Consider the following 11,301-nt stretch of genomic DNA (forward strand, 5'->3'; position numbering starts at 1 on the left):
TCCTCGTAAATATGCGGCAAGGACGTTTACAACTGGTGACGCCGGTACCGGGTAGCGAACGCTGGCCTCTCGGCTACCGCATCGTCGACGAACGTTTCTTCAGCACGCCCGACGAGTTCCGGGAAGGGCTGCAGTGCATCATCGACGAGCATATGTTCGAAAGCCCACCTGCGAACCTGCCGATCCGCTTCCGCGGAGATCTGCAATACGAGGCAGGGAACCGGCACTTCCATCTCCGCTCACGCAACATTGAACACCGGATAGATGATGATGTCGCTCCGATCTCCGTTGGCGATCTCATCGCGTGCGGCGACTGCACAGCGTCGGAGTTGGTCTTGCGCGTCATAGCTGACGGAGCGAGCGCCCTTGCAGTCGCCGATCTGCTCGATCAGTTATACGCGGCGGGGGTGATCGAAGAGGACCTCGACGACAGCTTCGCCGGGCAGACCAGCGAGAGGACGACGAGCCGCATCGAAGCGGGCAAATACGCGGCCTCCCGCACGGGCGTCGCCCATGCCGATGCGACCTGAGATACTGGGCTACGTCCGTCTAAAGGACGTACGGCATCTTACCTATCCGGCAGTGTGGACTGCGGTGACAAGCCATTTCGCAGCCACGGTCCGCAGCGTCGCGGCGCGCACAACCGACGTGACAGCAGGACTTGCCTTGGCCGTGCCAGGCTCTTCCGGGCAGTTCGAATTCCTTTCGGTCTACGTCCTGCCTATGTTCCGCCGAACGGGCTTTGGCAGTTCCATGCTGGACGCGATCGAAGGGGAGTTCCGCGGTCTCGGCTTCAGGCTAGGCTCATTTCCTGTGCGTCCGCGATCACAAGCAGGACGCCGCATGCTTTTTCGTGAAGAACGACTGGACCCGACCCATGGTCAACAAATTGGTCTGCCACACCACCGTGCCGCTCACGTTTGAGACGCCATGGCTTGTCGAGGCGCGCTTGCCGGCCCGCTACCGCATCGTCGGCCGGCGGTCGCTTGGCGCCGACCAGCGAGCGATGATCCGGGATTTCGACGAGCCCGGCGTGAACGTCTATCCGGTCATCTACGAGGAGGAAAGTGACCCGCACATGAGCCTGGCGCTGGTTGATGCCGAGAGCGGAGCGGTCCGTGGCTGGGCGATCCACCCAACGGCCCCACTCCGACACGTTGCGCTGGACCTGCTCGTTCATCCGCGCCAGTCTTCAGGCAATGGACTTGATACGGCCAATGTGGCTCGAAATAGCGCGCCTCCGGTGCGCTTTTCCCGAACTGGTCAACAGCACGTTCACCGTTCCGGTCATGGAGCCGCGCATGGCTTGCTTGCACTCCATCGCATGAAACCACGGCTGAGCCAGGTCAGCCCATGCCTGGATCAAAATGAAAAGAGTGGCATGACATGAGCGCCGATGTGCCGATCGTCTTGGTCAACATGCCGATGTCGGCAATTGAACGGCCGTCATTGGCGCTTGGTCTGCTGAAGTCAGCGCTGACCCGGGCCGGACTGCGATCCAGGATAGCGTATGCCAACATCTGGTTCCTGGAATACGTGGGCCTCGCCGACCATAATCTGCTTGAGAGTTCTCTCCCTGAGGATGCGCTTGTTGACTGGCTGTTCGCAGGCATCGCTTTTCCCGACTACGAAGCAGACCACGACGTCTTCCTCGACAAGTATTTCGAGCGCAATCCGATACACCCAGACAACGGTTTGGCCGAGCGTCGTGCCCATCTCCTCGAGCTGCGCTCGCTCATCGGCGGCTTCATCGACTGGACAGCCGACAAGATACTGGAGCAAGGGCCGGCCATGGTTGGGTGCACCTCGACTTTCGCCCAGCATGTTCCCTCACTCGCGTTGCTGCGCCGACTGAGCGGTCGCTCACCGGCCCTAGTGACTCTCATGGGTGGCGCAAACTGCGAATCGGTCATGGGGCGTACCACTCACGCGCGTTTCCCGTGGGTTGACTACGTTGTGTCGGGCGAGGCTGACGGACTGCTCGGCGCGCTGTGTTGCGACATCCTCAATCACGGAAGAGCCATTCCGCCGGCTGACCTGCCATTCGGCGTTTTCGGCCCAGGGCATCGCGAGGCCGGCTATCCCGCCACGTCGATGGGCGACCTGGTGCCCCGCGCAGTGGTCGAAAACATGCATGACCTGCCGCTACCCGATTTCTCTGACTATTTTGCCGAACTTGGACGATCGCTCTACGCCGACCGCGTCTATCCGGGGCTGCCGATGGAGTTCTCTCGCGGCTGCTGGTGGGGGCAGCGCAGCCCCTGCACGTTCTGCGGGCTGAACGGCGGATCGATTACCTATCGCCAGAAACCGGCCGGGCAGGCCGCAGAGGAGATGATAGAGATGTCGGCGCGCTACGGCTCGTCGCGCATCGAAGCGGTGGACAACATTCTAGCCATTGACTACCTCGAAAAGACCCTGCCTCGCCTCACCGCCCTACCCGACAAGCTTGCGATCTTCTTCGAAGTCAAAGCCAATCTGAAACGCCATGAAGTCGAGAAGTTGGCTGCCGCGGGCGTCCGCTGGATCCAGCCAGGTATCGAGAGCTTGGATACCCGTGCTTTGAAGCTGATGGGCAAGGGAACGACGTCAGCGCACAATGTTCAGCTCTTGAAATGGTGCCGCCAGTATGGCGTGCGGGTCAGTTGGAGCATGCTGTGGGGCTTCCCCGGCGAGAGCGACGCCTGGTATGCGGAAATAGCCTCCTGGCTGCCGTTGCTGCATCATCTCCAGCCAGGACGTGCGGTTCGGTTGCGCTACCAGCGCTACAGCCTCTATCATCGCGCAGCCGACAAACATAGGCTGAAGCTGCGCCCAGCCGTCTCTTTTCGCTACGTCTATCCGCTCTCGGAGGCCGATCTCGCGAATCTGGTTTACTACTTCGACGACAGTGAAGACAACGATGTCGGCGGCCATTTCGCTGCGCGCGCCGCGAACCGTCGTCCGGGGCTGCATGCCGTTACCCAGGGTATCGATTCATGGCTGAAAGCCTGGAACGAGCCGAAGCTGCCGATGCTGTCGATGCGCGACAGCGGCGACGAGATAACGGTCGAGGACACGCGCGCCATAGCAGTGGACCGTGAACACCGGGTCAAAGGCCTGGCGCGCGAAATTCTTTTAGCTGCTGACGAAGGCATGCCAGACGCCCGCCTGCGCGAACGGCTGAGCACGCCGAATGTGATGCAGACCGAGATTAACGGGGCGATAGCCGACATGATCGCTCGCAAGCTGGTCGTGCGGCTGGATGCGCGGCTGGTTGGGCTCCCGCTCTGGAATCCATATACGCCAATGCCCGCGCCGACCGCGTTTCCGGGAGGCTATTTCGACCGACGTGTCAGGCCTGTGAGTGCCGCCACGTGAATGAGGACAGCTGCGATTGCATATCCGCAGGGCGACAGCCCGTTGGTGTTCTCAGCTGCTTGGGGAGAGAAAATGCTGAACCCTGTGACGACGAGCGCAGAGAGCCCACGTGCCCTTCGTGATCCTGAGCATTTGAACCAAGCGATCCAACTCACATCGCGGTCGACGTGGATTCTGTTTGTTGCGCTCGCGCTTTGCGTAAGTGGCGCGGTGGCTTGGGGGTTTGTTGGCCGGCTCGCCTTCCATGCCAAGGGTCAAGGCGTTATTCTGCTCGATCGTAGCGTCGTTGCCGACGTGGTAGCCCGGACAGGGGGCACAGTCGCGCAAATTCACGTCAAACCCGGGGACACGGTCACCCGCCGCGATCTTCTGGTCACGGTTAAGCTCGACGAGGTCGCGGAGCGCCTTGAGCAGGCGCGGATCGCTGTCCAAGCGCAACGCGGGGAGTCTGAAAATTACGATAAGACTTCCCATGCAGATGTGGAGCGGCGCAGGCAGACTCTCCACCAAGAGATTTCATCGCTGAAGGCCAGCCTTGCGGATGCAGAGAAGAACCGCCAGATGATTCAAGGCCTGTACGAGGCCTTTGTGACGGAAGTGAAGCGCGGTTTTGCCACCCGCATCCAGGAACAGCTTGAGTTCGGCCGCCTCATCGACGTGCAGCGCTCCATCCGTCAAATGACCGACCAGATTCAGAAGTTACAGACTGAGGAGATCGAATTCGAAGACTTGGTTCATCGGAGCCGAACCGAACTGCGCATAAAGGTGATCGGTGCGGAAGCCAGCTACCGTGATCTACAGGTGCAGTTCAAGGTCGGCTCCGCGATCCGCAGCCCGGTCGACGGCACGGTCAGTGAAATTACAACCCAGCCCAATGCGACGGTTGCCGCTGGAACGAACCTGATCACGGTCGAATCCAGTACTTTGGAGAGACGCATGATCGTTCACGCCTACTTGCCGATCGACCAGGGCAAGCGCGTGGTTGCGGGCATGCATGCACTTATCAGTCCTTCGTCCATCGATGAACAAATCTACGGGTCGATCAAGGGCCAGGTCAGCCAAGTGAGCCTGCTACCGGTGTCCCGGGGCGACCTGCTGGCCGTTCTCGGTAACGAGGCGCTCGTCGACACCTTGATGGGCGCTGGCGCTCCGGTGCGCATCGAGATCGAGCTTGAGGCAGATCCGGATACAACGGACGGCTTACACTGGACATCTGCCGCCCGTCCACTGACAGAGGTGACGCCCGGCACGACCGCCGCCGTCAATATCGTAGTGGACCGCGTCACTCCGCTCTCTCTTGTGCTGCCCATCGTGCGGACATGGGCGCATCTGTGACCAGCCGTGAGTTCACCCTGCGGCTGCGGCGGGCTGTCGCCACGCCAACAGTGTTGCAGATGGAGGCGGACTGCGGCGCTGCGGCGCTGTCCATGGTCCTGGGGTATTTCCACCGTTTTGTCCCGTTGGACGAACTGCGCCAAGCCTGCGGCGTCTCGCGTGACGGCGCGCGCGCCAGCAATATAGTCAACGCGGCGCGGGACTATGGCCTAGAGGCGCGCGGGCAGCAGCTCCCGATTGAAGCGCTCAACTCCCTTGCGCTGCCATTCATCGCCCACTGGTCGGCCGACCACTTCGTCGTCGTCGAAGGCCGGTTAGGTCACGGTATCCGGATCAACGATCCGGCCCTCGGCCGACGCATCGTCGGTCACCAAGAATTCTACGAAAACTATTCGGGCGTCGCGCTAGAGTTCAAGCGCGGATCCAATTTCAAACCAGGCGGCTACAGGCAGGGTATGCTGCGGACCCTGTTCGGCTGGACATCTGGGTCAAGAGCCGCGCTCGTAGTGATGGCGGCCACAACCGTCATGCTTGCGCTGCCGTCGATTCTGCTCCCTGCGCTCATCAAAGTGTTCGTCGACGAGGTCCTAGTACGCCGATTCGACACCTGGCTGTTTCCCATCATCGTGGCGCTGCTATTTGGAGTCGCACTGGAGGCCACTGTCACTTGGCTGCAACAGCGCGTGCTGATGCGTCTACAGCTGAAATTGGCAGTGATGATCGGTGCGCGCTTCCTGTGGCACGTCCTGCGCCTCCCGCTGCTGTTCCTTACGCAGAGCCAGCACGGCGACATCGTCAGTCGCGCCCACTCGGCCAATCAGCTTGCCATTCTGGTTTCCGGTCCCCTGCCGACAGCGGCCACCCAGTTGGCAATGGTGATTGTCTATGCAGGTGTGATGGCGGCCTACAGCCTCCCACTCACCATCGTCTCGATTTTGCTGGTGGCCTGCAACGTCGCTGCTGTCGCACTTGTGCGCCGCAGATTGAAGGACGGCAACATGGTCATCCTCAATATCAGTGCAAAAATAGCCGCCGCCGCGATGTCCGGCCTTCAGTCGATCGAGACCATTAAGGCCATGGGCTCCGAGTCGGATTTCTTCCGTATTTGGTCGGGCTACCAGGCGCACGCGGTGAACCAGTTCCAGTCGCGCGAACGCATTTCCCTGTCGCTGGGGGCGGCGCCGACCCTGCTCGGGCAGATCATGACGGCAATGGTTCTCTGCTTCGGCGCGGTCCTGATCATCTGGGGCGAGATGACCATAGGTGGTCTACTGGCGTTCCAGATGCTGCTCGGCAGCTTCATGAGTCCCTTGCAGCAGATCGTCAACCTCAGCCTTCAGCTTCAGGAGGCAAAGGGCCACTGGGCGCGGCTCGAGGACGTCCTTGCGGCGAAGAGCGATCCGCTGATCGAGGGGCATCCGGCGAAGGCGGCAGCACCGGTTGCGGAACCGCCCCGACAACTCTCCGGGCGAGTCGAGATAGCTGACCTAAGTTTTGCCTTCGGCGCCTTCGACTTGCCCGTACTGCACGACATCAACCTAAAGGTCGAGCCGGGGCAGCGCGTCGCCTTCGTGGGTGGCAGCGGGAGCGGCAAGTCGACCCTGGTTCATCTTCTGCTCGGTCTCTACCCCCCGCGCTCGGGAAGCGTGCTCTACGATAACTACCCGGTTGCCGAGGTGCCCCGCGACGTCTTCACCTCGAACGTCGCTTGGGTGGATCAGGACATCCGCCTGTTCGAGAGCACAATTCAAGACAACCTCGCCTTGTTCAATCGTGCTACCGCCCCGCGTTCGATCGTGCGCGGGGCGCGGGACGCTTGTATTCACGAAACGATCCTGGGACGTCCCGGCGGATATGAGGGCATGCTGAGCGAGGGGGGCACCAATCTGAGCGGTGGCCAGCGCCAGCGCCTCGAGATTGCCCGCGCCCTGGCCCGCAACCCAACGATTCTCGTGCTGGACGAGGCGACTGCCGCGCTGGATGCCGTCACCGAAGCGCAGATCGACCATAACATGCGGCTGAGGGGCATGACATGCTTTATTGTTGCCCAGCGGCTCAGTACCATTCGTGACTGCGATCAGATCTTCGTGTTCGAGAATGGCACCATCGTGGAACGAGGCACGCATGAAAAGCTCAAGGCGGCCAACGGGGTCTATGCCGCCCTTGTGAGGGCTGGATGAACATCGTCGACGTCCTCCTCAATAATAGCGCCAAACTCAATGCGATCATTACGCTGAGCTGGAAGGCACCCGGATCGACGCTCGCATCGGCGCTGGGCATTGCCGGACAGCGCCGGATTGTGGGCGGAAACAACACGTTCGATGTCACGACAGTGGACCGGATATGGCTCGTGCTTTCGGGATCCGTCGAAATATTTCTTGTGGACAGATACGGTCGGTACCCGTTTCTGTCAGTCGAGGCGGGTGGGCTAATCGATTCCCTGCCGGCCGGCGATGAGTTCCGCTTCATTGGCGTGCCATCAGCCGACACTGAGATCGTCGAGACGACGCGCAAGGCGCTGTGGGAGCTTGCGTCTAACGTGGAGGCCCGGCCGGCGCTCGAACAAGCCCAGAACGGCTGGCTTGCGTTGCTAGCCCCATGGCAGGCCAGGCCATCTAGCCAAGACCCAGGCTTGGCACTTGCCGAAAGAGCCGTAAGGGCGGCTATCGCCAGCCGTGCAGGGGAACTTGCCCAAAACTCCGCGGCGCATGAAGCGTCACGTCTCGCGGCGGAAGGCGATTTCGCCACGGAGTTGGGCAACCTCGTTGATCTGATAAGCATCAAAACTGCGGTCGAAGGCAGTGAGGAAACCGAGACGATCGGCACGATCGCCGCTCGCGTGGCACGTGCGCTCGGCCATCCGGCGCTGCCGCGGCGTCGCAATAAGATTACGCCACCCCCGCTGGCCCGGGCCATCGACGAGATCGCTCGGGACAACCACCTACAGTATCGGGAACTGATCTTGGAGGGCCGTTGGTGGGAAGGCGACCTCGGCCCACTGCTAGCGACCGTGGGACCCGAATCCGCACCCTGCGCGCTGATCCGCTCCGGCAATCGCTACCTGTGTTACGGCCGTGGCGCCCCGCAGGCAGTGGATGCCAAGACCGGCGCAACGATCAACCGCACCGCCTACGCCTTCTACATCCCGCTTCCTGACGGCATGCTAACCGGTTGGCGCCTCCTGCGCTTCGGCCTGCATAACTGCCGTGCCGACGTGCTCGCCATCATCGCTACGATGGTTCTGACCGGCCTTTTCTCACTCGCCTCCCCGATGGCCCTCGGCTGGCTGCTGGACCCCATCATTCCAGATGCCGAACTCGACCAAGTCGGCGTGATCAGCGGCCTGCTGCTGTTGTTAGCGCTCGGCATGACCAGCACAAATCTCGTGGAGTCGCTGAGCGGCCTGAGATTGGAGGCGCGCGCGGACAACCGCATCCAGGCCGCTGTGTGGATCAAGCTCCTCAACCTGCCGGTGCCATTCTTCCGCGGCTTCACGGCGGGCGACCTCGCCAGTCGCGCCGATAGCATCAACGTCACCCGCAAGCTGATCAGCCGATCAATCATGACGGTCTTCTCGGGCGCTGTGTCGATGATCTTCAGTGTCGGCCTGATGCTCTACTTCGAATGGCGCGTGACCTTGCTACTGGTGCTCGTCTCGGTGCTGTTCGCCGGCGTTGCCTATCTGATCGGCAAGAGCATCCTGAGCTACAATTTCGAATCGCTCGAGCTGTCGGGAAAGCAGCAGGGCACTGTCCTGCAGCTGCTGGGCGCTATCGCGAAGTTGCGGGTGGCCGGCGCCGAGCGCGAGGCGTTCCTCGTTTGGCTCCGCACCTACCGGCGCACGGTGACCCTCAGCCTGCGGCAGAGCATCCTGAGCAATTGTCTCTCTATTCTGCGATCTGGCTTCGGACCGCTGCTGACCGTGGTCGTGCTGGTTGTTCTGGGTGCGCACAGCGGAAACCTGTTCGCCTTCTTCCGCTCGACCAACGACCCGCGTCCCTATACGCCGCTGATGTCGGTCGCCGAGTTTGCGAGCTTTAACGTTGCTCTTGGCCAGTTCGTCAGCGCAGTCATGTCGCTGACCCGCGCGTCGCTGTTCATCGTCATACTGCAAGCCTACTTCCAGCGTGTCCGTCCGATCCTCGAGGCGAAGGAGGAACGGATCGGTCAGGGCAGCCAGTTCTCGCGGGGGAGCGGCGAGATCGAGCTGCGCGACGTGCGTTTCCGTTATGCGCCGGACGCGCCGCTTGTTCTGAAGGGCCTGTCGATGCGCATCCCGGCCGAGCGGTTTGTCGCCTTGGTCGGCTCATCCGGCGCTGGCAAGTCGTCCATCATCCGACTCTTGCTGGGCTTCGACGTTCCCGAGTCGGGCAATATTTATCTCGACGGTACCGACCTCCGCTTTGTCGATCTCCGGGATATGCGGCGTCAATACGGCGTCGTGCTGCAAAACGGCCGCCTGCTAGCAGGCTCAATCTACGACAACATTGCAGCCGGCCTCCCGCTTTCCGAAGACGAGGCGATGGAAGCACTGCGTATTGCCGCCCTCGATGATGTGGTTAAGGATCTCCCCATGGGGCTACACACCGCCATCGCCGAGGGCGGCATGACATTCTCCGGAGGCCAGCGCCAGCGGCTGTTGATTGCGCGCGCCGTTACACGCAAACCGCGCGTCGTGATCATGGACGAGGCCACCAGCGCGCTCGACAATGTCACGCAGCGTCGCGTCATGGACAATCTGCGCAGCCTCCAGTGCACCCGGGTCGCCATCGCTCAGCGGATGTCAACCCTGGAGTCCGCCGACCTGATCTACGTTATCAATGACGGCCGCATAGCTGAAAGCGGCAGCTATCTCGAGCTGTTGCAGAAGGGGCGGATTTTCAAGCGGCTCGCACAACGCCAGCTTCTCTAAAAGGGGCCGGAACAAGAACTGTTCCCAGCAACACGCGGCCATTATGGTTCTGTCGCAAACTTTTCGGAAAGGTCATTTGCTGCATAACGCTTGCTCTTTTTCCGGGTTTTGTCATGTACAAAGGCCGCCATTTTGATCGATCCGTGATCCTACTGTGGGTTCGCTGGTATCTTGCCTACAATCTCAGCCTGCGTGATCTGGAAGAGATGACGGCCGAGCACGGCATTCACGTCGACCATTCCACTGTCCACCGCTGGGTCGTGCACTTCTCGCTTGAGCTGCTGGACCGATTCAACCGGCGCAAGCGGAGCGTCACTGGAAAAGTACGCCTCCGGCGGAGGCCGCCTTGCGGGAGGATGGCATGGTAGCGAGGCTGCGCTCTTAAGGTCGTCCTTACCAGCGTAGTTAGCAGCACAGCATGAGCCATGTGACGTTATTGACCGGGCCGGAGCGGCGGCGTCGTTGGAGTGAAGAGGATCAGTGCCGGATACTGGCGGCGGCATTCGCGTCCTTGTCCACGGTGGCGGCGGTAGCGCGTCAGTACGATGTCGCGACCAGTCTGATCTATAAGGGGCGCCGCACGCTGAAAGCCCGCGAAACGGGCTTTGCCGAAGTTATCGTGGTTCCCGATGAGCCTGTCGCCGCTTCGGTGCCGGCGGCGCCCCCAGCGGTGATCGAGCTGGAGATCCCGGCAAGGTGCGTCTGCGGATTCCGCTGACCTCGCCGCCGACACTGGCGGCGGCGAGTGTGAGGGCGCTGGGCGTTTCATGATCCCGGGTGCGTCGAGCGACGCGCGAGTTGCGGTAACGTTCCGCGGCGGCCGAGACCGCAAGTTTAAGGCGCTGGGTGACGTTCGAATGCGCCATGCATCTTCCGCCTCGGTTGCGCGAGCACAAGAAACTCGCTCTACGCCAAGCCGCATGACCACCACTCCGGCAGCGGGCGTGCCTCGGATTCCGAACTGCAATCTACCCAGCGGGTTTACTTGGATACGCCCCCTAACCGCGGGCATCATCCACGCCGTGACTGCCCATCGTAAGCGATCATGCACGTGGCTGAGCGTAGATCTCAGCCTGGGCTCATCCTCGAAGCCGGCTCGATCTCCCTTCTCAATTCACATGCGCGAGTCAGCATCGGGATGGCGCTTTCAGTGGCATGTAAGGCGGTTGCGGCTCGGCAACTCGGACGCCTTTCTAGAGAGAGCAAAGCGTCGGGTCACAGACATGTTTGTCCCAAGACAAGGACGACCTTCATCGCTACAGGAACTTGCGGCTCACTGGAATGAAGATGCGGTCCGTCCCACCTTGGAAGACGTTGACGGATATCTTTGCGCCATTCGTTTTGCGAGAGAGCACAGCCTGACCATCAATGAAAATGCCGCGGCTTCGCAAAGAGCTCCAATAACGTTGGCAGGAACGCGACTTTCCAGAATGGCAGCTTAATGCGATGCAAAGCACGACATAGTCCGGCATCAATGTCTCCGCTTGGAACCGCCGGCCTACTTGCCACGCCGGCCGGGCGCTGGTCTGGCAAGTGGGCTTTCCGTTTGCCAATGCGTTCGTTCCCGGCCCTCACGGGGCGGCGAGTCCCTGCCGTGAGCGCCTCACCCGCGAGGCTACATGGCGGCCGTGGAGATTACCTCAGCAGCGGCGCCCGATCGGAAACCTTAGCACCTCCGCGCTTTGGCGTGGCTG

8 protein-coding genes and 2 pseudogenes are annotated in these 11,301 nt (G+C 61.4%); all 10 read left to right on the forward strand.

The features are described 5' to 3' along the window. Positions 1-530 (forward strand): annotated as a pseudogene (locus tag NKH57_RS32220) (radical SAM family RiPP maturation amino acid epimerase); the annotation flags it as partial. Continuing rightward, positions 520-924, forward strand: a complete 405-nt coding sequence (locus tag NKH57_RS32225) for a GNAT family N-acetyltransferase (RefSeq protein WP_352950341.1) — start codon at positions 520-522, stop codon at positions 922-924. The pseudogene NKH57_RS32220 and the gene NKH57_RS32225, both read left to right, overlap by 11 nt. Further along, positions 878-1,390: a hypothetical protein gene (locus NKH57_RS32230; protein ID WP_352950327.1), complete on the forward strand. Its 513-nt coding sequence runs from the start codon at positions 878-880 to the stop codon at positions 1,388-1,390. The genes NKH57_RS32225 and NKH57_RS32230 overlap by 47 nt, the downstream gene beginning before the upstream one ends. After that, positions 1,387-3,360, forward strand: a complete 1,974-nt coding sequence (locus NKH57_RS32235) for a RiPP maturation radical SAM C-methyltransferase (protein WP_352950329.1) — start codon at positions 1,387-1,389, stop codon at positions 3,358-3,360. Before NKH57_RS32230 ends, NKH57_RS32235 begins: the two co-directional genes overlap by 4 nt. A 72-nt stretch (positions 3,361-3,432) precedes the next feature. After that, the gene (locus NKH57_RS32240) at positions 3,433-4,695 is read left to right on the forward strand and encodes an NHLP bacteriocin system secretion protein (protein ID WP_352950331.1); all 1,263 of its coding nucleotides are present in this window, start codon (positions 3,433-3,435) and stop codon (positions 4,693-4,695) included. Next, complete coding sequence (locus NKH57_RS32245) at positions 4,680-6,875, forward strand: NHLP family bacteriocin export ABC transporter peptidase/permease/ATPase subunit (RefSeq protein WP_352950333.1); 2,196 nt, start codon at positions 4,680-4,682, stop codon at positions 6,873-6,875. Before NKH57_RS32240 ends, NKH57_RS32245 begins: the two co-directional genes overlap by 16 nt. Continuing rightward, the gene (locus tag NKH57_RS32250) at positions 6,872-9,607 is read left to right on the forward strand and encodes an ATP-binding cassette domain-containing protein (RefSeq protein ID WP_352950335.1); all 2,736 of its coding nucleotides are present in this window, start codon (positions 6,872-6,874) and stop codon (positions 9,605-9,607) included. The genes NKH57_RS32245 and NKH57_RS32250 overlap by 4 nt, the downstream gene beginning before the upstream one ends. Before the next feature lie 113 nt (positions 9,608-9,720). Continuing rightward, positions 9,721-9,930: pseudogene (locus NKH57_RS32255) on the forward strand (IS6 family transposase); the annotation flags it as partial. Between the two features lie 95 nt (positions 9,931-10,025). Further along, the gene (locus tag NKH57_RS32260) at positions 10,026-10,325 is read left to right on the forward strand and encodes a transposase (protein WP_352950337.1); all 300 of its coding nucleotides are present in this window, start codon (positions 10,026-10,028) and stop codon (positions 10,323-10,325) included. 400 nt (positions 10,326-10,725) lie between these two features. Further along, positions 10,726-11,049: an isopentenyl transferase family protein gene (locus NKH57_RS32265; RefSeq protein ID WP_352950339.1), complete on the forward strand. Its 324-nt coding sequence runs from the start codon at positions 10,726-10,728 to the stop codon at positions 11,047-11,049. Positions 11,050-11,301: the final 252 nt, after the last annotated feature.

It is taken from the genome of Mesorhizobium sp. M1050 (genome assembly GCF_040318715.1).
Classification (GTDB): Bacteria; Pseudomonadota; Alphaproteobacteria; order Rhizobiales; family Rhizobiaceae; genus Mesorhizobium.

Excerpts from the sequence above, each read along its gene's own strand:
- NKH57_RS32225 (WP_352950341.1), top strand. The coding sequence starts at position 520 with ATGCGACCTGAGATACTGGGCTACGTCCGTCTAAAGGACGTACGGCAT.
- NKH57_RS32230 (WP_352950327.1), top strand. The coding sequence starts at position 878 with ATGGTCAACAAATTGGTCTGCCACACCACCGTGCCGCTCACGTTTGAG.
- NKH57_RS32235 (WP_352950329.1), top strand. The coding sequence starts at position 1,387 with ATGAGCGCCGATGTGCCGATCGTCTTGGTCAACATGCCGATGTCGGCA.
- NKH57_RS32240 (WP_352950331.1), top strand. The coding sequence starts at position 3,433 with ATGCTGAACCCTGTGACGACGAGCGCAGAGAGCCCACGTGCCCTTCGT.
- NKH57_RS32245 (WP_352950333.1), top strand. The coding sequence starts at position 4,680 with ATGGGCGCATCTGTGACCAGCCGTGAGTTCACCCTGCGGCTGCGGCGG.
- NKH57_RS32250 (WP_352950335.1), top strand. The coding sequence starts at position 6,872 with ATGAACATCGTCGACGTCCTCCTCAATAATAGCGCCAAACTCAATGCG.
- NKH57_RS32260 (WP_352950337.1), top strand. The coding sequence starts at position 10,026 with ATGAGCCATGTGACGTTATTGACCGGGCCGGAGCGGCGGCGTCGTTGG.
- NKH57_RS32265 (WP_352950339.1), top strand. The coding sequence starts at position 10,726 with ATGCGCGAGTCAGCATCGGGATGGCGCTTTCAGTGGCATGTAAGGCGG.